The following is a 23877-nucleotide window of genomic DNA, read 5'->3' as shown; positions in this document are numbered from 1 at the left end:
GCAGAAGGTATCTGATGTTTCTTGTGAAGATAAACGGAACGTTGTTCAAATACATTTATTTCAGGAGGGTTTCACACAATGGCTAAGGATATCAGATTTAGTGAAGATGCTCGCCGCGCAATGCTTCGTGGTGTTGACGCGCTTGCCAATGCAGTAAAAATCACTTTGGGCCCTAAAGGTCGTAACGTTGTTCTTGAAAAAAAATTCGGCAGCCCGTTAATCACCAATGATGGTGTAACGATCGCTAAAGAAATTGAATTGGAAGATGCATTCGAAAACATGGGTGCTCAACTGGTTAAAGAAGTAGCTACCAAAACCAATGATGTTGCTGGTGACGGTACAACAACTGCAACTGTATTGGCTCAAGCGATGATTCGTGAAGGCTTGAAAAACGTAACTGCAGGCGCGAACCCAATGGTTATCCGTAAAGGTATCGACAAAGCGGTTAGAGCAGCTGTAGAAGAATTGAAAAACATTTCCAAAGCTATCGAAGGCAAACAATCGATCGCTCAAGTTGCTGCTATCTCGGCTGCTGACGACGAAGTAGGTCAATTGATCGCTGAAGCGATGGAAAAAGTGGGCAAAGACGGCGTTATTACGGTTGAAGAGTCCAAAGGCTTTGCAACTGAGCTTGAAGTGGTTGAAGGTATGCAATTCGACCGTGGATACATTTCCCCATACATGATCACAGATACGGACAAAATGGAAGCTATTTTGGAAAATCCGTACATCTTGATCACTGACAAAAAAATCTCCAACATTCAAGAAATTTTGCCTGTGCTTGAAAAAGTTGTTCAACAAGGCAAACCGCTTGTCATCATCGCTGAGGATGTTGAAGGCGAAGCATTGGCAACACTGGTTGTTAACCGTCTTCGTGGCACATTCACTTGCGTAGCTGTTAAAGCTCCAGGCTTTGGCGATCGTCGTAAAGCTATGCTTCAGGATATTGCAGCATTAACTGGCGGACAAGTAATTACTGAAGAGCTGGGTCTTGACCTGAAATCGACGCAACCGGATCAATTGGGTTCCGCTCGTCAAGTTCGTGTAACTAAAGAAAACACAATCATCGTTGACGGTGCAGGCGACAAGAAAGACATTGGCGCTCGTATTTCCCAAATCCGTTCACAATTGGAAGAAACAACTTCCGATTTCGATAAAGAGAAATTGCAAGAGCGTTTGGCTAAATTGGCTGGCGGCGTAGCGGTAATCAAAGTGGGTGCAGCTACTGAAACTGAGCTTAAAGAGCGCAAGCTTCGCATTGAAGATGCTTTGAACGCAACTCGTGCTGCTGTTGAAGAAGGTATCGTATCCGGCGGTGGTACTGCCCTTGTTAACGTATATGCGGCTGTAGCTGCTGTAAAAAGCAACGATGGCGACGAGCAAACTGGCGTGAACATCGTTCTGCGTGCTCTTGAAGAGCCTGTACGTACGATTGCAGCTAACGCTGGTCAAGAAGGTTCCGTTATCGTTGAGCGTCTGAAAAAAGAAGCTGTAGGCATTGGTTACAACGCAGCAACTGGCGAATGGGTGAACATGTTCGACGCTGGTATCGTAGATCCGGCGAAAGTAACACGCTCCGCATTGCAAAATGCAGCATCCGTTGCAGCTATCTTCTTAACTACAGAAGCGGTTATCGCTGACAAACCGGAAAAAGACAAACCAGCTATGCCTGATATGGGTGGAATGGGTGGCATGGGCGGAATGGGCGGCTTCTAAGAAGCGCACTGACTGCTATGACACTGCAGCCTGATATTCTTTTACAGGGCTATCCGGGCTGCAGCATCCATATCCCAAAAGAGACCTTTTATGAGTTCAATGAACTTGTGAAAGGTCTTTTTTTAGTTCTACGATTCTGATTCCCAATTCGGATCATTTGGTGCTAGACTGATGTTAGGACGCATCACCAGATGCATCAGTAAAAATACGGAAGGATGATGGGATTACGATGTATGTACCATTGGAAAATAAAGCAGCTATTGTTACCGGAGGAGCAAGCGGTATCGGATACAGTATCGTTCAGGGCTTGGCGCGTGCGGGCGCAAGTGTCATCATCGCAGATATGAGCCATCAAGGAGAGGAAGCAGCCAAGGCGCTGGTTGAGGAAGGATTAAACGTTATTTTCGTTCAGGGTGATGTTACGTTGTCCGAGGACGTACAGCGAATCGCTAGCAAGGCCGACGAGTATTTTGGAGGATTGGATATTCTCGTCAATAATGCAGGCATTTATCCACGCAGTATGATGCTCGATACGACCGAAGAGCTATGGGATCGGGTGATGTCGATCAATGTAAAGGGAGTCTTTTTGATGTGCCAGGCGGCAGCACCTTGGTTAAAGAAGCGTGGGGGTGGGGCGATCATTAATATGAGTTCAAGTCATGCCGCAGTCGGATCACCTGAGCTGTTTGCCTATTCGGTTTCCAAAGGGGCGATCTCGACATTAACCCGGAATTTGGCTGGAGCCTTAACCAGCGACCGCATCCGGGTCAATGCCATCAATCCGGGATGGGTGGCGACAGAGCGTGAAATTGAGGTACAGGCCTTGAATGGGAAAAATCTGGACTGGATAATTGAAAAAGGCAAAACATTACCACTTGGTCGTCTGCAAACAGGTGAGGATACAGCATCCGTAGCCGTGTTTCTGGCAAGTGATCATGCTACCCAGATTACTGGACAAATCATACATGTGGATGGTGGCAGCACAGTTCAATGAGCGAAGCCTGAAGGCTGATAGAACGACAAGAAAACAAGCATTTCGACCACGTCGAGCAGTGGTAAAAGACGCTTGTTTGCTGCCTTGCTGAGTTTCTTACATATATAAGTTGAACAAAAGTAACACACAGCTCAAGTGGAGAAAGTGGACTATTTTGGAGAAACGAACTGTACGCCTTTGCAGGGGGATTTATTGGCCGCCTTCATGCCCCTCGGAAATATTCAGCAGCTGATCCGTAAATAAGTAGAGCTGATGAAGAACAAGCGCATTTTGGCGGTCCAAATGCTCTATGGCTTGCGAGCTGCTAAGCCAGTCGCGCTGCAGGATCGTATTGTGTTTAAAATAAAGAACACCCGTATCTGTAAACAGGCCAAATCCGCCAAGGGGCAGCTGGATATTAATTTTCGCTGTTTCTGCAAGTAGTTGGGTATAGGTTGAGGGAGGGACGTTGTTTCTTAGTACAGCAAATGTTTGTAAAATGGCAACTCCTTCTTCAGTGAACGATTCCATCCCTGGCAGGAAGCATAGTTCCAGATCAACAATCGTGAAGCGTTCGCCGATTTCATCAAAACGCAAGATCAAAGATGGATAGGGTGAATCATTTGTTGGTTCAGCCCAGTGGTTATGAACGTCAAGCTTCATATAATATTGTTGGAATTGGCGGAGAAACGAATCCGTAAAATCAGTAGCAGCTGCCATAAGTATTACCTCCATACATAGGCTGGTCCTTGAAAGAGCAGACAAGCGATTGTCTCAAATGGGTTAAATGAATTAAGTATGCAGTTTTTTGGCAATCAAATCTTTGCCTGGTTTTTTCTTAAGTCGGTTGACCTCAAGTCCGATGCCTTCAATAACCGATTTGGCCTCATCATCCTGACCGGCAACCCCACCCTCATAGAGCATAGAGGCGAGATCGGTTACAAGTTGATTATAGCATTGTCCTACGTTATTGAAGCCGTGTGCCTCAAGAACACCTTGACGTACCTTTTCACGACTAAGTCCTGCATTCTCCGGCTTGGTCATCTCTTTATCAATGTTCAAGGCTTTGTCGACAAAGGTTTCCTGCCGTTTGGATTTTTTGTAAAATTTGACGATAGCCCCGATTCCACCGAGAATAGCAGCTGCTGCGAGCAGGATAGGACCGACTGGAGACAACGCAGCTGCCAGCATTACAGCGCCTCCTGCGATCATCAGGGCTCCTTTGGCGGCAGTTACGGCGCTCTTGGTTTTATTAATAGTTTGGGTGGATCCTCCCAGATTGGCAGCCAGACCTAAATCCCTCTGATGTTGTTTAGCTTGCTCGGTTTCAACCGTGCTTCCCTTAGCGCTAAAACCTTTCTCGAGCTCCGCCAGCTTCTTCTGGTTTCTGCTGCTTTCTACGTAGCCGGCGACTCCACCAGCCAGGTAAGCTGCGCCTCCAACAACCCCTGCCGCACCTGCGGCAGCAGTAGCCGCACCACTGGCAGCCATTCCCCCGAAGGTTCTGACACCATTAACCGTACCCGCGGTGAAACGTGTCAAATCAGCTGCTCCACCCGAAGCCTCTGATCCTAATACTTGTGCTTTACCAGCTGTAGACAAGCTTGAATCATAGTTTTCGGATGCATTGTATATTTGCGATACGGAAGCCACTCCGCTCAGTACACCTGCTGCCGGTGCAACTGCATTGGCAACCGAAAGGGCGCCACCGGCCCCGAGCGTATTGCTCATAGCGGCGGTACCGGATACACCGCTCGTAGCTCCAGATGTTCCGATTGCTGCATAGGACGCATAGTCTCGTGCCTGATCAGCATTGTAGTTAGTAATGTTCTTGGCCTTGGCTTCACGACTAATCTCTGAGAAACGGTCCCAGTCCACCGTCTTGGTGAAGACGCCTGTGAGCATCGTCTTTTTTGCCTTATCAATAGTTGGCGTACGATCATTACCACACATGGCTTTGATCGCAGACATCTTTTCTCCGGTAGTCAAATCGTCAAAATATCCGAATAATCCCGCCTTCTTTTCTTTTTCCGCACGTCCCTTAAACCATTCAAATACTACATTATAGTTGTGATATTTTTGTAAATCCTTGGTAGGTGCCGGACGTGCTTGTTGCGAAGGTGCAGCTATAATGGGTGCTCCTGCTGACAAGCCAGCAATCGGAGCTGCTTCGGCGGGGACATTGGTGGCTGGAGCTGCGATTGGATTACTGGCTGCAGCTTCGCTGGCAGGCGCAGCGACTGTTTCGGGTGCTTCCGCAGTGACTTCACGTTGAATGGTCGAACTGCCTGTACGATGTGAAGATGTAAACATTCGCTGAATCGCCTGGTTCCCTACAGTCCGCTGCATATGTATCATGTTTTCATTGGAAAATCCTAAAGCTCGATTAGTAACGGGGCTGCCTTGCGTTGATGTCATCATGCTGGGTTGCTGCTGAATAGGTGAAACTTGATCCGTTGAGGTTTTTTTTACAGCGCTATTTTTGACATTGGCATGTTCTAACATCAGAATCCTCCCCAATAAAACTTCTATCTTTATGATAGCATACTAGAGGATGTAAGATACTTTATTAATATTAATTAATGGATAGTTTAACTTTTATTATCATACAAAAAAGACCCGATACCGAAGTATCGAGTCCCATTTGATTAAAACTAGTTAATGAAGTTAGCTGTACTCAAGAAACGCTTCAACATCGTTGCAGATTGTGCACGAGTAGCTTTGCTTGCGGAACCGATTGTATCGTCAGTCAAACCATTGATAATACCAGCGTTTACTGCAGCAGCGATTTCTCTTTGAGCCCATACGATTTTGTTGGAATCTTTGAACTTGCTCAATACGGACTGTGGATCTGTTACATTAGTGCCGATGCTGGCATAGTCCATCGCACGAATTACGATAGCAGCCAACTCTTCACGAGTGATTTGAGCATCAGGACGGAATGTGTTGTCTTCGTAGCCATTGATAATGCCTGCATAAGTAGCTGTAGCTACTGCGCTTGCATACCAAGCATCAGACTTCACATCGCTGAATGTGCTAGCAGGTGCAGCAGAAGTTAAACCAAGGGAACGAACTGCCAATGCTGCAAATTCAGCACGAGTGATGTTGCGTTCAGGTTCAAAAGTTGTATCTGTGGAGCCTTCTACAACCAGCTTGTTAGCAAGCAGCTCAACATCGTTTTTGGACCAATGGGAAGCAACGTCAGCAAAGCTTTTGTTGGATTCAACAACAGTATAAATACTGTTACCATTACGTTTGATGTTAGCTACATTCTTACCGTCAACAGTAGTGAAAGTAGCTGGAACAAAGCTTACTTTCTTCGTTGTTTCGTTGTACAGAACACCTGTTGTTTTGGAAGCATCAACAGCTTTGGAAACATTAACGGAACGGGAAACATAAGTTTTACCGAAGTCAACCGATGTTGTTTTACCGTCTTTGTCAATACCAACAACATTAAAGTCTACAGCATCAGCCAATTGAGTTCCGCCTACTGCAGTTGCTGCTGCTTTAACAGCATCAGATGTAGTGGAATCAGCTTTTGCAATAGTAACTTTAATTTTCAAATCTTTAACTTCAATATTCAAAGATTTAGCGATATCTTCCAATTTGAAAACGGAAACTGGCAATACATAAGTACCGAAGTCATTAGTAACTGTAATTGTTTTGGAACCATTTCCTACCAGAGCAGAAGCTGGAAGCAAAGCAACAGTACCGGAAAGCTTCAATGTAATGTCACCAGCTGTTAAAGCAGAAGATAAAGTGTTGGAGTCAACGAAACCATCACTGGAAACGGAAATTGCACCGTTGCTTATGCTGGAACCGCCACCACCGCCACCGCCGCCGCCACCACTGTTGTTGCTACCAGTGTTAATTCTGTTAACAGTTTGGTATACAAGATCGGATACAGTATTGTTGTAAGTAACTTTTGTAACTAGATCTAAAGTGTTGTATCCAATGGCAGGTGCAGTAAAGTTATAGTAGTATTTGCCATCGCTGTAAGTGCTGTATGTAGCTGTTGTTGTAGTAACAATACTGCCACCGCTATATACATAAACATACACTGAATCTCCAGCACCGACTGCATAAACATCGGAATATACAGAACCTGTAACATTTCCGTATTCATATTTTGCAGTTGAAAAACCTGCGGTTGCTGCGAAAGCTAATACTGGAACCATGATTGCAATAATAAGCATTAAAGAAAGCATTGCAGATATTTTTTTAACGAAAGTACGATTTAACACAGTATTCCTCCTATTTGTTCCTCTGTTTATAAGGTCTTGCAAATTCAAATTCGCCATTCTCGATTCACCTCCCTTCCAGCGAAGATTGTATTATAACAAGGCTGGTGCCTTTGTTAAATCAGAATAAAAATACTGAATGTATTATTGAAAATACAATCTACATCTTACCATCTAATAGCTAGCTATGGTAGTATTTTGATAAAAAACCTTCCTTCCAAATAATAGGACGTAATTCGTGCTAGAAAGTTGCGTTGACCAGCTTATTTATCTCATCACGCTCTTTTGGATCTTTGGCAATCAGCTTGTCATATAGTGGTTGATCTGTTTTGTTTTGCTTTTGTAAGGAGGCCAAGTACCATCTTGTCATTTGCAAATTGTTCTGATCATCAAACTGTTCGGTTAATCCGAATTTGAGGAAGCCTTCAGCCGCTGAATAGTTGGCATTAATATAATAGATCTGGCCTAATGTCAAAGCGATACTCTTGGTTAACCCAAATGCGCGACCTTGTGCTTGTTCCTTAGGGAGAGATTCTAGTTGTTTGGTCTTGGTTTGAATCTTGTTATAAGTTTCAATCGCCTGGTTCCAGTATTGATCTTTTAAAGTGTTATTTTTATCAACTCGAGCTTTGTTCCCCAAATCAAAGTTAAGAGATATTGCTTTTTCATACAATGAAATATCCCATGGGAAATTACTGGTTTCAGTATCAACAAGCTTTAAAGCTTGAGATAATTGTTCTTTCACCGTTAGTGTATAAATTTCCTTATCGATTAAGTATCGATTGAACGGCTCTTTGCTTCGAGCAGATTGAATCAAATTGACTGCATCATTGTAATATCTCTCGTCTTTGGTCTGGCTGTAGGCTTGTAAGAGTATATCAACTTTGTAGGATGCATAGTCAGGATGATTGGGATGTTGACTAAGAGCATTATTTAAAGGAACAAACACTTCACTGATATTTTTATTTTCTTGAGCCATAGACACAGCATTTCTAAAATTTGTATTAGCGTTTAGTAACTGTGCAGAGTTAAAGAACATAATCAAGGAGATGACTAGCAAAATTGACGGATAAATCCAACGATATTTCTCAACCATACTCCATTTTGTACTCAATTGCCCGATATCAACCTTTGAAATCATTGCTCCTAAGGATAAGAATACAAGAATCCCTAAATATACATAGCTTAAATCAAAGTCAATCATACTGTGAACAAGCAACGAAATTGTGACAATATAGAAGACGAAGCGGAATTCGTCTGTTTCGGATTTGTTTGTGATGAATTTGGTAATAAAAAAATAATATGTCGCTCCAATAACTAACAACAATATAAGGAACCCCAGGGCGCCCACTTCAACTAAATATTGAAGAAAGAAATTGTGAGCTTGACGACTAACATAGGGGTTATTTTGATATTTTTCATAAAGGGCAGACCAAGCGCCTCCACCTGCACCGATAATAGGATAATCTTTATATAATTTGATTGCATCGGCATAGAAGGTTCCTCTTTCCAGTACACTGTGCTGCTGGAAATTAATGTTTTCTAAACGGATTTTGATGTTCTCTGGCAGAAGTCTGGTAAACCCGGTATCTTGAAAGATAAGGACTACACCGATCGTACCTACAATTAAAGCTGTCAGAGGTATGATGAGGCTCGAGAAACGTTTAGTTTGGAACTTTGTCATTCTATTCTCAAGGATACCTGTGACATATTTTTGAATACAGAAGGATATTCCAGCGCTAATTAAAGAGGCAGCAATTAATATGCCCCATCCTTGTAAAGAAAGCGATGACGTATATTGCTTGTTGAGTTCAATTCCTATAGTTGTTAATTTGTTTAAAATTAGCAAAGAAATAATGAACGATACAATTAAATGAATGATGAACAAAATTTGTTTATAAGGTTTTAAAAAGGGAAGAATCAATAATAATACAACAGGCAGAATAACGAGTCCCCCTCTGGAAAGCGTGAGGAAAAAGGAAACAATGATGGTTACAGTCATAAAGCTATGAAGAAGTGTAAATACCCATTTTTTTGAAGTCACTGTCAAATATATAGAGCAAAGTAGAAGTGCAATAAGAAAGGCAGCATAGGAGTTCGCATACTGAAACACTGATGTAAGACGAAGTCCATTAGCATCTGTCATTACAGCATCACTATAGGAACCAAGACCCGACATAGTGCCAGCAAACCATTTAACAATACTAAATATACCTTCTTTGTTGCCAAACCAGTTAAATAAGCCAAATATTACGACAAAGTAACTAGAGGCCAAAAGAGCGCTACGTAAGACAGTCACACCAAGATCACTTCTACTAATGTAAATCCCAAGTAAGAAGAAAATGGTATAGATCAATTGAATGTACATGATGTTAACAGCGTAGTATGAGGATGCGGCGGAAACTAATGAGATTATAAAACTTAAGGGTATCAACCAAATAGCTAAACTTAGTAGATCTGAAGCATGCTTGAATTTCCAGTTATAAAACAAAAATATTGATAATAAAAAAAGAATAATGGAGCCCCAAATGAATGAACTGTATAAGGGCCTTTCGAAGTCAAAGGTGTTTCCGTTGAATAGGGCTTTCTGGAAGGGGGCCCAGAAAAGGAAGAGAGTAGTGAAGGTAGTTAATAGCCAAAGTAGAATAGAAGACTTTTCAGTTTTCAATGTACTTTGTTCAGAATAAGCGGGATTTTTATAAGACATATCTTTCCTCCTAATAGTAGTAAACCAATGAAATGATGAACTTAAATGTTCTCTCTTTGTACTATAAACTATTAAATAAATGCAGACCTGTTGATTAACCAGATTTTGTAACTCTAATCTCAACAGAGACATACGTTTGAATAAAGCGCTGAATACAAACGATCCATTCAACGGGTAACTTACCAAGAACGAAAAAGCGTGAAAACTGAACAAACGAGAGCTTTGCATGCCGAGACATTCCCGTGGAAACGGCGTCAAACAACCTGGTGAGCAGAACATAAACCATTAAAGCCGTAAATAATTGGCCATACACGGCATTTTCGGTGGTGCCGAATAGCGTAGTAAGGTTCAAATGCTGCTTGATCCAGCGAAAAAAGACTTCGATCTGCCAGCGAGCTTTGTACATCTGCGCGATTTGCTCCGGTGTTACTTGCATCAAATTGGTCACCACTCGGATTTCACGGCCTTCGAAATCTCGAAAGATCACGACCCGATGACGTTTTTCCGAACGACATTGAGGGGTTCCGAGCTGGCAGGTGATGTCGCGAATGACCGGAGAATCCGTCGGACTTTGGCGACGCAATGCTTTTGGTTTTTCCAGATGGATATTGTCGCGTAGGCGAACGACAAAGGATTGTCCGTCTATTTTGTAGCGATCCAGACGTTCTAGCTTGCCATATGCCCGGTCCATCACCAGGATGAAAGAGGACTGAGTCAGGCTTTCGCTCACCGGCCCGTCGTGTCGAGAGCCGACGGTTTCCACAACTTGCAGCGGTTGCTGCGTCTCGGCCCGAAGAGCCACATGTAATTTGATACCTGCGCGTTCGCCATGATAAGGAGCCCAAGGCAAACGGACTTTACCTACCGTCACCGTGGTGGAGTCGATGAGAAGCAGTTCCTTCGGAAAAGTCAATTTTCGGCGGGCTTCCCGGTTGCACTTACGGATAAGTAAATGAAGCAGTTCCTTAAATACGGCAAACGGTACTTCGGCCGCTTTACTTGAAAACCGAGAATAATGAACTTCTGGCAAGCCGCTGAGGGATGCACGATCGGCACCAGCACGATAACTCGGCCATTCTTCGTAAGCCGCCGTGCACCAATACTGTAACAACTGGTGTACCGTAAATTTACGGGCTTTATCTTCGTACCCTACCTCTTTGACGACGGATTCGACCTCTTCTTGGCTCAAAATGGATTGAAGAATAGACAGGATCGTGGTAGACTTTTTCATGGAGTCGCCACCTTTCGGGAGTTTGTAGGGGTACAAACATTTTACCGATTTGGCGGCTCTTTTTCTACCATTTTGTGGTTATTCAACAGGTCCTAAGGGTAAATTATGCTAAAGTTCCATAGTCCTTCGTTTCGGCACTGGCTACCTCGTAGATCAGGTCATTCGTCAAATAGTGTCATTTTTTGTCAATCATTACGTCTATGATACTTCCATAATGAGACAGTTAATTGAGTAAAATAGAACTGATTGTTTAATTCTATATATTGCCGATTCTATAATGAATCTGTCGTAATGTATTTATATTTACGACAATATGTTACCATAATCTAATTGTATACTCCAAATTTTTTGATTTATATATTTACTTCGACAACAAGCTTTTGTGATTTAGAATAATTTTGTGATTGAGTTCGATTATCTCTATCATTTACAATAAGTCGAATAGTATAAACTTTAATTCTACGTAGTCATTTTTGTATCTAAAATCTAGAATTTGGAATACTCTCATTAAGGAATCCTTAACGTTTTGAAGAAGGGAGGTTCCAATTTTTATTTATATAGTATAAAATTGCTGTATTTGTTAGCGTAATTTGTATGTTAGTATCGAACTATACTATGATATTATTTCTGCGGCAAGATGTTTTGGTTATAATTTACGTTAAGGTTTTTAATGCTTATTCTCGACGGAAGCATTAATTTAAAGTATACTTGACATGAATGTTAAGGATTTCGACAATCTTTTTAGTCTTTTTGAATGTAATAAAATAATATGCTTTTTTGGTGGTGTTATGAAATAAACAAAAAAATTTCTCGTTTTTTGTATAAGGTAGCCAGTTTCTTGCGACCTGTAATAGTACGTATTGTCCCATTCCGCGGTAGACAATATGCTAGGAAAGTGTTGCTGACGATGGCATCCCCTATTCAAAAAGATGAAGTAATAATACATGAAAAACAAGTTGTTGAGGGTATAAATTTGCTGGGATATGCAAGAGCTGAAATGGGAGTAGGTGAATCATGTCGATTAGCTGCCAACAGTTTAAATGCTGTAGGGGTTCCTTTTGGAATAATCAATTTTACAGGGATAAGCAATTCAAGATTGTCTGACTTAACATGGGCACACAAAGAAATCTCAGTTCCTTCTTACAGTGTTAACGTTTTTCATATTAATGCTGAACAAATGCCTGAGATCAATTTGTTGTATGGAAACTCTTTATTTGAGAACCGATATAATATTGGCTACTGGCACTGGGAGTTGCCTGATTTTCCTGACGAATGGCAAAATAGTTTTAAGTATGTGGATGAAATTTGGGTACCATCAACGTTTGTTGGGGATGCTATTTCTATAAAAAGTCCAGTTCCAGTAATAAAAATCCCTCATTCTATTGAAGTGAAAATTATGGAGCAACGGAATCGTGCATACTATAAGTTGCCTGAAAAAGCTTTTCTATTCCTCACAATGTTCGATGTGAAAAGTTTTTCGGAAAGGAAAAACCCCAAAGCTTCAATTGATGCATTTAAGCTTGCATTTGGACCCAACGATATGAATGTTGGGTTAGTTGTTAAAGTGAATCGCTTTAAGAGCAACTTCAATGGGTTAGATATGCTGACTGAATTAATTTCTAATTATAAAAATATATACCTTATTGATGAAACCATAAGTAGAAATGATGTTAATGCATTAATTAATGTTACCGACTGTTTTATCTCGTTGCATCGGAGCGAAGGGTTTGGTCTTGGTTTTGCTGAGGCTATGTATCTTGGGAAACCAGTAATCGGTACGAATTGGTCGTCAAACACCGATTTTATGAATGAGAAAAATGCATGTCTTGTGGATTACAAACTAGTTCAATTAGAGAAAGATTATGGACCTTATAAGTCTTATCAGTATTGGGCCGATCCAAGCGTGCAACATGCAAGTGAATATATGATAAAACTTATTAGTAATAAGGAATATTATAATATGATTTCTTCAGAAGGTGAATCACATATTAAAAGCTTGCATTCGCCAATAGTTATAGGTCAACTGATACGAAAAAGATTAGATTATATATTTAAGTGGAAGTTTGGAGGGTAAAATGACAACTACATGTGTGATTATGGCAGGGGGAAGAGGAGAAAGATTTTGGCCTCGAAGTCGTGTACATTTGCCTAAACAATTTTTGAATATATCTGGAAATAAATCAATGATCCAACAAACAGTTTATCGTTTGCAAACCTTAGTACCTGTTGAACAAATTTTTATTATTACAAATGAATTATATGCAGAATTAATCAAGGTGCAACTACCTAGTCTTCCTTTAGACAATATAATTATAGAGCCTGTAGGTCGCAATACAGCTCCTTGTGTCGGTCTTGCATCAATAATAATAGAGGAAAAATACCCTGAAAGCTCAATGATTGTAATTCCATCAGATCATATAATAAAAAATGAAAATGAATTTATCAATATTTTACAAACAGCTGTACTGGCTAGTGAACAAGGTGAAAACTTAGTAACTTTAGGGATTACACCTACTTATCCAGAAACAGGATATGGTTATATAGAAAGTACAAATCAAGCAATTCAAATAAATGACTTATCTGTTTTTAAAGTTAATAAGTTTGTTGAGAAACCTGATGAGAAGACAGCTGATAGTTACTTAAAAGCGGGCAATTATTATTGGAATAGTGGTATTTTTGTATGGAAAACTTCTGTTATTCGAGCTTATATTAAAAAACTCATGCCTGAAATACATGATCTTCTAGAGACTATGAAAGCAGCTTTTTTACTGGATGAACGGAATGAAGTTATTAAATCAGAGTTTTCTAAAATGCCGGACCAATCGATTGACTATGGTATTATGGAAAAAGCAAACGATATATATGTAATACCTTGCATGCTTGGTTGGGATGATGTTGGAAGCTGGACTGCATTGGAACGTATTGATGATCTTGATGATAATGGGAATGTTATAAGAGGGAATACAATAAATATAGACACCAAACGATGTATTATTGAGAGTAATGGAAAATTAATTGCTACACTCGGTGTCGAAGATCTCATTATAGTTGAGACTGAAGATGTAACACTGATTTGTAAGAAAGAAAAGGCACAGGAAATTAAGTCTTTGATTAGAGAACTTAAGATCCAAAAGCTCGAAAAATATCTCTAGATAGTTATACTATCTTGCATAATACAAAGTTAATGCTCGAAGACTTGATAAGTCAATGGTAAAAATAATAATATATGAACTAACTCAGATAAAAGGAGAAGTTTTAACTATGAAAAAACATGCATTAATTACAGGAATAACTGGTCAAGATGGTTCATATTTAGCGGAATTATTATTAGGAAAAGGTTATAAAGTGTATGCGTTACGAAGGAGAACGAGTGTTCCTATTCTTGAAAATATTCAACATATTGAAGAAGAAATTGAATTTATTGACGGTGATTTACTTGATATGAGTTCACTTATTCACGCAATAAAAGTTGCCAACCCTGATGAAGTATATAACTTAGCCGCTCAATCTTTTGTGGGGACTTCATGGGATCAACCTATACTAACTGGACAAGTTACTGCTATAGGTGTTGCCAATATTCTGGAAGCCGTACGTATTGTAAAGCCAGATGCACGGTTTTACCAAGCATCAAGCAGTGAGATGTTTGGTAAGGTAGTAGAAAATCCTCAAACGGAAACAACTCCGTTTTATCCGAGAAGTCCTTATGGTGTAGCAAAAGTATATGGGCATTGGATGACAATTAACTACCGTGAAAGTTTTGATATGTTTGCTTGCGCAGGAATATTATTTAATCATGAATCACCTCGTCGCGGAGTTGAGTTTGTTACAAGGAAAATTACCAATGCTGTAGCGAGAATCAAGCTTGGGCTTCAAAATGATCTCAGACTTGGGAACCTTGATGCAATGAGAGATTGGGGTTTTGCAAAAGATTATGTTGAATGCATGTGGCTTATGCTTCAACAAGATCATCCGGATGATTTTGTTATTGCTACTGGTGAGATGCATTCGGTAAGAGATTTTTGTGAAGTTGCATTTAGTTATGTAGGTTTAAATTACGAAAATTACGTTATTACTGATCCTAAATTCTTTAGAGCGGCTGAAGTTGATTTATTACTCGGAGACCCTGCCAAGGCTGTTAAACAATTAGGCTGGACTCCACAAAAAACGACTTTTGTACAACTTGTACAATTAATGGTTGATGCAGACCTGGAACGAGTGAGACGCTTGAATGCTAATTTTTCAAATATTGGAAGTAAAGTTTAAGAAAGTGAGTTTCTAATGAAAGCTCTTATAACTGGAGTAAGTGGATTTGTAGGAACTTTTTTATGTGATAAGTTATTAGAAAATGATTACGAAGTAGTCGGACTCTCACGAACACATCCCAACAGTAAACAAGTTCATTATATTCCATGTGATATTACAGATTCCACAAAAGTGGAACAAGTAATAAAAATGGTGAGACCGGATGAGATATACCATCTTGCGGGGTCTGCATTTATTCCAGCGTCTTATAAAAATCCGATGGAAACTTACAATACAATTGTCAATGGAACAATCATATTGTATGAATCTTTAAGAAAACTGGAACTTGATTCGAAAATATTATTCGTTGGATCAGCAGAGGTATATGGGGAGGGAATTGGAACTCCTTTTAACGAAGATGATCTACTTCATCCTAACAATCCTTATGCCGGAGCTAAAGCTTGTGCAGATATAATAAGCGAACAGTATGCCAAAACATTTAATATGAGAATAATCAGAGCGCGGCCTTTTAATCATACTGGTCCACAACAATCTTCAGATTATGTATGTTCTAACTTTGCCAAGCAAATTGCTGGTATGGAATTGCATAATGAAAAAATTATTCATGCAGGAAATGTTAATGTAGTACGCGATTTTCTAGATGTTAGAGATGTCGTAAACGCCTATTACTTGCTAATGAAAGATGGTATAAGCGGGCAAGTTTATAATGTTTCGTCTAATAATGGTATCTCCATACTAGAGATGTTAAATCTATTATTATCGTCTTCAAATGTTAAAGATTCAGTAATTAAAGTGGATTCCGAAAAGGTAAGAGAAAAGGATCCAGTTATTCGCGTTGGAAACAACGCTAAATTACAACTTCATACAGATTGGTTACCTGAATATGACCTTAAAGACACAATGAGTGACTTACTTGACTATTGGAGACATAGAGTTCAAGTGTGTGACCAATAGGAGGCTTATTATGCAACGTGATAAAGTAGTTGTAATAGGTGGAGGAGGACATGCAAAGGTAGTCATTGATATTCTCCAAAGTTCTAATAATTATGAGATTATTGGATTCACTTCACCACTTGACAGTGATAAAAGTTTATGTGGTGTTCCCTATGTGGGCGATGATTCGAACTTGCCCGCTCTATTTGACAAAGGCATTCGTTCATTTTTTATAGCGATTGGTGATAATAAGTTGCGTAAAAAGTTATATAATAATCTTCTAGAGTTCGGGTTCAAACCAATTAATGCTATAAGTCCATATGCGCATATTTCACCATATGCTAGCATTGGTGATGGTGTGGTTGTAATGCCTGGCTCTGTTATAAACGCATGTGCAGTATTGGGGGATAATATCATAGTTAATACGTTGGCGTGTATTGATCATGATTGTATAATAAACTCGCACACACATATTGCCCCGAGGGTTTCACTAGCAGGATGCGTAAATGTAGGGGAAGGGTCTTTTATTGGTATTGGCTCAAGCGTAATCCCTGAAATCAAAATTGGAGAATGGGTAATTATAGGAGCAGGTTCAGCCGTCATTTCAGATATTCCTTCGAATGTGAAAGTTGTCGGTGTACCGGCAAGAAAATATATATAAAAGGATGGAGAAAAATGAAAGCAGTCAAAAATATTCCATTGGCAGGACCTGTTCTTAATGGCAATGAAAAAAAATATGTGATGGATTGCATTGATACCGGATGGATTTCTTCTAATGGAAAATATGTAACAGCTTTTGAACAGAATTTTGCGAAATATTGCGGAGTAAAGCATGCTTTGTCTTGTGCCAATGGAACAGTCGCACTACATCTACCCTTATTGGCTTATGGAGTGGGTCAAGGCGATGAAATTATCGTTCCTACATTTACTTATATTGCTACCGCAAATGCAGTTACTTATTGTGGAGCGACCCCTGTATTAGTTGATTGCGAGCCGGATACATGGAATATGAATCCTAAACTAATTGAGGAAAAAATAACAGATAAAACTAAAGGTATTATTGTAGTGCATCTTTACGGTCATCCGGTGGATATGGATCCGATTATGGAAATTGCGAGAAAATATAACCTTTTCGTAATAGAGGATGCGGCAGAGGCACATGGGGCAGAGTATAAGGGTAAAGTTGTTGGATCGATTGGTGATGTTGGAACGTTCAGTTTCTTTGGTAATAAGATCATCTCTACTGGTGAAGGTGGAATGATCACGACTAACAACGAAGATCTTGCTGCCAGGATGAGGCTTCTTAGAGGACAAGGAATGGATCCAGAAAGAAGATATTGGTTTAATGTTGTAGGTTATAATTACCGTATGACCAATATGCAAGCAGCTATAGGATTAGGTCAGTTGGAAAATATTGAGTGGCATTTAGAAAAGCGGAAAAATGTGGCTAATGCATATATTAGAGAATTGTCTGAATATAAAGACTTATTTACGATACAAACTGAAATGCCATGGGCCAAGCATTCTTATTGGATGGTATCAATATTGTTGACAGATAAAATTAAGTCAAGTAGAGACGAAATAATGATGTTACTTGGAAATGATGGGATAGAAACAAGACCTTTGTTTTATCCTATGCATCAAATGCCTCCTTATTATGAGGAGTCAACATATCCGTCAGCAGATCTTATATCTGCACGAGGATTTAATATCCCTACAAATGCTGTGTTGAGCGAATCGGATATCACTTATATATGTGAAAGACTCGTCTATCATTGTGAAAAAAATACTTAAAGAACTTAAGTATTATATAGTTAGACTGTCGGAGGTAGAGTTTTGAGCGAATATATGAAAAAAATATACCGCACGAGATACTTTTGGGCACATCTCGTAAGAGCAGAATTAAAAAACAAATTTAGGCGATCAAAGTTAGGTATACTATGGACGTTTATGAATCCTTTGCTCCTTACAGTGCTTATGTCAACAGTTTTCGGTACAGTATTTAATATGTCATTTGCTGATTATGCTCCTTATGTACTATCGGGTCTAATCGTTTGGGAGTTAATAAGTGGTTCTTTTATTGGTGGTGGTCACTCTATTATGACGGGTGAGCAGTACATTCGCCAGTTTAATCATCCGATTATCATCTATACACTAAAATCTGCTTTAGTATTTACAATTACTTTCGTTATAGCTATGGCATCGTTAGTTGTTTGGATGCTGATTTTAAGCCCACAGAATGTTATTTTGGGAATAATAACATTACCGTTGACAACTTTTCTATATTTCCTGATGTCATGGTCAATTACTACAATTGCTGGCTTTACAAATACTAAATACCGAGACTATCCGCAAGTTATGGCACTAGTCATTCAAGCAGTCTGGTATGTCTCTCCCGTATTTTTCAAAGAGGAGATGTTTACATCAAATCCGGTGTTAAAGAATTTCTTTAATATGAACCCAGTAACTCATTTGTTGGCTCTAGTAAGGGAACCTTTCTTAAATGGAGAAATGCCCTCTTTGAGTGATTATGGTTTTACCGTTGGAACTATTTTTGTATTAGCTCTTATAGCAATCTGGGTCAACAAAAAGAATCATAAGAATGTTATTTTTTATCTATAATAGATGTGAGGAGCCAAAATGGATAAATGTTGTATTGAGCTTGAAAATGTCGATTTGTATTATCCGTCACATATATACAACGCTACGACATTTAAACAGGAAATATTCTCATTATTAAAGCTGCAAAAGAAAAAGGATAAGCTAGATAATGTACATGCCCTTAGGAATTTCAGTTTAACTGTTCAAGAAGGGGAAAAATTAGGGATTATTGGACATAACGGTGCAGGTAAAAGTACTTTGTTAAAGACAATTGCTGGAATTTATCCTATCAAGTCGGGAGATTTAAAGGTAAGGGGAGAAATTCGTTCGTTATTTGATTTATCGTTAGGCTTTGATCTTGAATCGACGGGTAGAGAGAATATCATGTATCGCGGTCTTCTGCTCGGGGAAACACCAAAAGCTATACTAAAACAAGAACAAGAAATTATCGATTTTGCTGGACTTGGAGAATTTATCGATTATCCCATTCGTTCGTACTCATCAGGTATGCTTATACGCCTTGCATTTGCTATTTCAACATCAATAGAAGGGGAAATATTGTTACTTGATGAAGTTATCGCTGCTGGTGACGCCTCCTTCACAGCTAAAGCAAAAGAGAGAATGACAGGACTTATGAGCAAGGCTAAAATACTTGTACTTGTTTCACATGATCTTACAACCATCAGGGACGTTTGTAGTCGTGTAATTTTGATCAAACAAGGGCAAATTATTAAAGATGGTATTCCTGAAGAAGTTATAGAATTTTACAAAAAAACAGTGTAAATGGGGATAAAGGAAGGATTAATTTGTTGAAAAAGAGAATTCTCTGGTTATTGAATCATGATACATTAAGTAAGTTTGAATTGCCTCTAATGAGAGATTTAGGATTCGAAATCTATACTCCTAAAGTGGTTCCCAAAAATATACTTCAACAGAGTGGCTCGGTTACCTATGAATATGATAATACACTAACAATACCACAACACGATTTGCAGATGCTGAATGAATACAATTTTTATATGAACGAAGACATGCCCTTTATTATTCGCAATATTATTAATAAGCATTTTGATATTGTAATAGTAATGTTTGATTTTTATGCTTTAAATAAAATAATAGATAATTTCCAGGGATATATATTTGCTAGGGCTTTTGGTCTTGGAGATGCTCATACTTATTATGACATTACAAAAGATGTGTTTGGTGAGGATTATTTTTTTAAGATGGAGCAAATTAAAGATCGGTTTTGGTTTTCGCATTGTTACGAGAATATAGCAGATATTGAAAAAGGTATTTATAAAGAGAAAGCAGTTTTTATGCCGTTAGGTCTGCCCGATGATTTCTATACCGTAGAAAATCAATGGACTGGGGCTACAGACAAAGTTTTGTTTTTCTGTACGAGAATTAAATTTAATGCTGTATCTGGTGAGATTTATCAGAAGTTCAAGAAAGACTTTAAGGGTTTTGATTATATCGTTGCAGGTAATCAGCCAGTGCCAGTAGATGACGTTCGAGTTACTGGATATCTTGAAAGAGAAGACATAAATGATCTATTTAGAAAGTGTAAAGTAATGTATTACCATTCCACTTATCCGCGGCATTTACACTACCATCCCCTAGAGGCAATGATAGCAGGGATGCCAGTTGTTTACATGAAGGGGGGAGCCCTTAGTATTCTTGGAGGTGAGAGACAATCAGGATGTTGTAAAGATATTACTGAAGCACGTAAGAAGGTTGAAAGAATACTAAATGGTGATATAAAACTGATTGAAGAAATTAAAGAGGATCAAAAAGAAATTTTGTATAAATTTTCATACGAATTCAACAAAAAGGCTTGGGAAGATAATTTTCTGCCAATTGTAAATAGTTTGCTTGAGGAAAAGAATCCTCCTAAAAAAGTTGCTATATTTATTTCTGATAAGCAACCCCAGTATTACCTTGCTGAGCGAATTGAAATGATTAATATGATTAATAGTGGTCTTAAAGAAGTTGACTCACTCAATAGTATTATATTAAATGTTCCTCTAAATCAAATTAATGTTGAAAAAGACTTTGTAGATCTTGTTGATTCTGGAGTTTCCATTAGAGAATACCAACTTGAAGCGATGTCAATTGCAAATACATCGGATTCTCTAGCATTAATGTTTAAGCAAGAGCCATTATGGTATGGTGAGTATATACTTCCAACAGATTACACGCATAATAATATTGAAGCTGATTACTGGTTGTTTTTGAATGATAACATAGATAAGCCAATTGTACCATTAAAGCCATACGGCATTTATGTCGATAACATCGGGGATCGATATTATCAAGCAATTTCAAATGTGGCAATCTCCAATTATAAAAATGCTTCTTTTATATTGACTTGCTTTGAAAGTACAAAACATGATTTAGTAACTCATTTGGGGATTAAAGAAGAGAAAATTCTGATGATTCCAAATGTTTTTTCGAAATCAAACGCACATAATAATTTCAATATGAAAAAAGAGTACATTCTTATAGAAGTTGATTTGAATAAATTTGAAAGCATTACCAAGATTCTTAGTGAAATATCCGATTATTATAGTTTATATCGAGCAGAAGAAGTAATTAAAATTCATATTAACAATTGTTCGAAAGAGCAGCAAAATAGCGATGAAATTTACTATATAAACAATATTATTAAAAACTCAAAGTTATTAAATAAATATGTAACTGTGCATGTTGATCTAAGAGTGGATGAATATGCTTCATTATATGCTCACGCGAAAAAAATAATTATTCCTCATAATGTAAGTAATATAACTAATAAACTAGCAAAAGCAGCTTTTTTTTCAAAAAGAGTTATTCTTGAAGAATTACCTCATTATATTGAGTTTGAAACATTAGTTAGATATAAGTTTGAATATAAAAAATTCATTTCAAATAAAAATGCTTTACTTGAGGTCCTGACAGATATTTCAGAGTTTCACCCCTCAAAGGTAGAAATACCTGCATATTCAGTAGAGGAGATGTCTCGGGTATGGAGGATGCTACTATGAAGAAAAAGACAGCGATATTTTTAGGATTTCAGCCTGGGGTGAATTTAGCGGCAGAAGGTATTGGTAGATTACTGGCATTTCTACTGAAAGAAAATGATGTAGATAGCGATTCAGTAGTTTTGTTTTGTCCTGCTTGGTTAACACAATCTATTTATGAATTATTTAAAGATAACAAAATTTCCAATAATAAATTTGAAATTATATGTACGGATAACATTCCTTTTGGAGTCAGATTAAAAACATATATTAAGCAAAGAAGGAATAAGAAAGTTACGACATCCCGAATTAAACAATTAATAATGAAAACCATGAAGAAATCACTCAATTTATTTAATGATTTGACAGTAAATTTTCTTGGAACTACCTCTTTGTTTTATTTATTGGGCAAAGTAATTGGTTATTTATTAATTTCAATCATTTTGCTACCATTTGGAATATTATTTAGCATATTGTATTTGTTGTATAGTTTATTTTCTAAGACCAAAAAGAAAGTTAATTTTTTTACTGAAAGAGCATTGGCTAATAACTCATTAATAAAAAAGAATAAATCCTTACTCCTCAAAGCGCGAGGAATAATTTATCAAAGATTAATCGATAATGAGTTAAAGCGAGTGGTCGCACTAGTCAATAAACATGAAGAGATAAAAGTTTGTTTTATTCCATCCATGAGTTGGCCTCAGATAAAAGGTATAGATTGCAAGAAGGTGCTTGCTTCCCCTGATATTGTATTTTATGATTTTCCAACTCAATTTCCTGGTGAAGTAGCGAACCATAGTCGAATTAGAAAGAGCATTGAAGCTGCAGACAGTATTATTTGCTATAGTGAATATGTGAAAACTCATCATCTTGTGAATAAATGTGGTATAGATGCTAGAAAAATTACTGTGATTAAGCATGCTAATATAAATATGAGTGAGCATTTGAAAGTTCCTAAAGCTATTATCAACTATTTTACTCAAAAACAAAATGCTCAACAGATTGTTAATGAATTTATTAGAATCAACTATGGCAATGGACATATATTGAGTAAGTCCAATATAGAGCAAATGAATTTTATTATTTACCCTTCTCAGTGTAGGCCCCATAAGAATATAAATAATCTTGTCAAAGCGATTAAAATCATTAATAGAGATATGCATAGAAATGTAAAGCTCATATTAACTGGAGATATTACTTCGATTAAGAGTATACCAGAATATATTCGTGCAAATCATTTGCAAAACGATATTTTTGTTATGCATAATTTATCTTCGGAAATCTTAGCAGCCTTTACCAAGCTTTCTAAGTGTGCTGTTAATCCAACTCTATTTGAAGGAGGGTTTCCTTTTACGTTCTCGGAGGCATATTCGGTAGGGACTCCATCAGTAATGAGCAACATACCTGTTGTTCATGCAGAGATTGATGATTCTCATTTGAGTGATCTTATGTTATTTGATCCTTACAACCCGCATTCAATCGCACATAAAATTATTTGGGCAGTTGACAACGCTCAATTCTTATTTGAAGCACAGGATGATTTGTTTAAAAAATTTGAGCAAAGAGATTGGAAAACAGTGGTCCGAGAGTATAACCAAGTATTTAGGGAAAATATGAGTAAATAAGGTGGGGACATGAAAAAAGTATTGGTTACAGTATTGATAATGTTTGTGTTATTGTCTGTTAATAGCATTGTTATAAGTGCTAACTCTTCTAGTGATGTGAATATAGTTGTTAATTCTCAGAGGGTGCAATACACTACGAAGCTTGATGTGGATTTGTCAATTCATTTTAGTAAAATAGAGCTTTATAATGATGGTGTCTATTTAGCTTACCATTTATATGATATCAATGATAAAGAAATACTGTGGGAAGGCAAGAGAACACCCATATCAGTCAATGATAAAGGCATTAGCAATGTCAAATTGTATGTAGATATATCTACGGGAATTCAGCCAATGGAATTAAATTATTCCAAAGTCAAATTTGATTTAGTAGATGAGAAGAATGTGATGTGGTTTTCAACCAATCCAGAAATCGGTTTTTCATCAGATCAAATTGTATATCAAAATGATTTTTTGAAAAGAAGTATCGGTATGCTGATATTATCAATAATTCATAGTCCGATTATTTTTTCTGTAAATGCTGTTTGTTTTGTATTGTTTATTATATTGTTCTTTAAGATTAGGAGAAGCCAGATATTTTCAGAATGA

Annotated in this window: 18 protein-coding genes; 13 read left to right on the top strand and 5 right to left on the bottom strand. The window is 38.1% G+C overall.

The window, feature by feature from the left end; translation table 11 throughout:
- Positions 1 to 78: 78 nt before the first annotated feature.
- Together groL and NST47_RS35345 are read left to right on the top strand one after the other, a co-directional pair.
- Entirely contained in the window at positions 79 to 1716 is a 1638-nt protein-coding gene (gene groL / locus NST47_RS35350) for a chaperonin GroEL (protein ID WP_076235488.1), read from the top strand.
- Between the two features lie 229 nt (positions 1717 to 1945).
- Positions 1946 to 2710: an SDR family NAD(P)-dependent oxidoreductase gene (locus NST47_RS35345; protein WP_341159298.1), complete on the top strand. Its 765-nt coding sequence runs from the start codon at positions 1946 to 1948 to the stop codon at positions 2708 to 2710.
- Positions 2711 to 2899: 189 nt separating this feature from the next.
- Here NST47_RS35345 and NST47_RS35340 read toward each other — a convergent pair whose 3' ends face one another.
- The 5 genes from NST47_RS35340 to NST47_RS35320 all read right to left on the bottom strand — a co-directional run bounded on the left by NST47_RS35340 (position 2900) and on the right by NST47_RS35320 (position 10868).
- Positions 2900 to 3409 carry a hypothetical protein gene (locus tag NST47_RS35340; protein ID WP_341159297.1) on the bottom strand — a complete coding sequence of 170 codons (510 nt, stop codon included), beginning with the start codon at positions 3407 to 3409 and terminating at the stop codon, positions 2900 to 2902.
- 72 nt (positions 3410 to 3481) lie between these two features.
- On the bottom strand, positions 3482 to 5194 hold the full coding sequence (locus NST47_RS35335) for a hypothetical protein (RefSeq protein ID WP_341159296.1): 1713 nt from the start codon (positions 5192 to 5194) through the stop codon (positions 3482 to 3484).
- Positions 5195 to 5343: 149 nt separating this feature from the next.
- The gene (locus NST47_RS35330; RefSeq protein WP_341159295.1) at positions 5344 to 6933 is read right to left on the bottom strand and encodes an S-layer homology domain-containing protein; all 1590 of its coding nucleotides are present in this window, start codon (positions 6931 to 6933) and stop codon (positions 5344 to 5346) included.
- A 238-nt stretch (positions 6934 to 7171) separates the two neighbouring features.
- Positions 7172 to 9637 (bottom strand): O-antigen ligase family protein, encoded by a 2466-nt coding sequence (locus NST47_RS35325; protein WP_341159294.1) that lies wholly within the window; start codon positions 9635 to 9637, stop codon positions 7172 to 7174.
- Between the two features lie 94 nt (positions 9638 to 9731).
- The gene (locus NST47_RS35320; protein WP_341159293.1) at positions 9732 to 10868 is read right to left on the bottom strand and encodes an IS4 family transposase; all 1137 of its coding nucleotides are present in this window, start codon (positions 10866 to 10868) and stop codon (positions 9732 to 9734) included.
- Positions 10869 to 11775: 907 nt separating this feature from the next.
- On the opposite strand from NST47_RS35320, the gene NST47_RS35315 reads away from it, so the two are divergent.
- From NST47_RS35315 to NST47_RS35265, 11 genes are all read left to right on the top strand, one after another.
- Positions 11776 to 12942 carry a glycosyltransferase gene (locus NST47_RS35315; protein WP_341159292.1) on the top strand — a complete coding sequence of 389 codons (1167 nt, stop codon included), beginning with the start codon at positions 11776 to 11778 and terminating at the stop codon, positions 12940 to 12942.
- Between the two features lies 1 nt (position 12943).
- Positions 12944 to 14020, top strand: coding sequence for a mannose-1-phosphate guanylyltransferase (locus NST47_RS35310; protein WP_341159291.1), 1077 nt, complete (start codon positions 12944 to 12946; stop codon positions 14018 to 14020).
- A gap of 109 nt (positions 14021 to 14129) precedes the next feature.
- Complete coding sequence (gmd, locus tag NST47_RS35305) at positions 14130 to 15131, top strand: GDP-mannose 4,6-dehydratase (RefSeq protein ID WP_341159290.1); 1002 nt, start codon at positions 14130 to 14132, stop codon at positions 15129 to 15131.
- Between the two features lie 15 nt (positions 15132 to 15146).
- Positions 15147 to 16085 (top strand): GDP-mannose 4,6-dehydratase, encoded by a 939-nt coding sequence (locus NST47_RS35300; RefSeq protein ID WP_341159289.1) that lies wholly within the window; start codon positions 15147 to 15149, stop codon positions 16083 to 16085.
- A 10-nt stretch (positions 16086 to 16095) separates the two neighbouring features.
- Positions 16096 to 16725: an acetyltransferase gene (locus NST47_RS35295; protein WP_341159288.1), complete on the top strand. Its 630-nt coding sequence runs from the start codon at positions 16096 to 16098 to the stop codon at positions 16723 to 16725.
- Positions 16726 to 16739: 14 nt separating this feature from the next.
- The gene (locus tag NST47_RS35290) at positions 16740 to 17858 is read left to right on the top strand and encodes a DegT/DnrJ/EryC1/StrS family aminotransferase (RefSeq protein WP_341159287.1); all 1119 of its coding nucleotides are present in this window, start codon (positions 16740 to 16742) and stop codon (positions 17856 to 17858) included.
- Between the two features lie 42 nt (positions 17859 to 17900).
- Positions 17901 to 18686 (top strand): ABC transporter permease, encoded by a 786-nt coding sequence (locus tag NST47_RS35285; RefSeq protein WP_341159286.1) that lies wholly within the window; start codon positions 17901 to 17903, stop codon positions 18684 to 18686.
- Positions 18687 to 18704: 18 nt separating this feature from the next.
- Positions 18705 to 19448 (top strand): ABC transporter ATP-binding protein, encoded by a 744-nt coding sequence (locus NST47_RS35280; RefSeq protein ID WP_341159285.1) that lies wholly within the window; start codon positions 18705 to 18707, stop codon positions 19446 to 19448.
- Positions 19449 to 19474: 26 nt separating this feature from the next.
- Positions 19475 to 21688: a glycosyltransferase gene (locus NST47_RS35275; protein ID WP_341159284.1), complete on the top strand. Its 2214-nt coding sequence runs from the start codon at positions 19475 to 19477 to the stop codon at positions 21686 to 21688.
- Positions 21685 to 23289: a glycosyltransferase gene (locus NST47_RS35270; protein WP_341159283.1), complete on the top strand. Its 1605-nt coding sequence runs from the start codon at positions 21685 to 21687 to the stop codon at positions 23287 to 23289. The genes NST47_RS35275 and NST47_RS35270 overlap by 4 nt, the downstream gene beginning before the upstream one ends.
- A 9-nt stretch (positions 23290 to 23298) precedes the next feature.
- Positions 23299 to 23877, top strand: a complete 579-nt coding sequence (locus NST47_RS35265) for a hypothetical protein (RefSeq protein ID WP_341159282.1) — start codon at positions 23299 to 23301, stop codon at positions 23875 to 23877.

It is taken from the genome of Paenibacillus sp. FSL H8-0034, from assembly GCF_038000305.1.
GTDB lineage: Bacteria > Bacillota > Bacilli > Paenibacillales > NBRC-103111 > Paenibacillus_S.
Note: the sequence above shows the minus strand (reverse complement) of the source record. Positions and strands in the feature narration are given on the sequence as shown.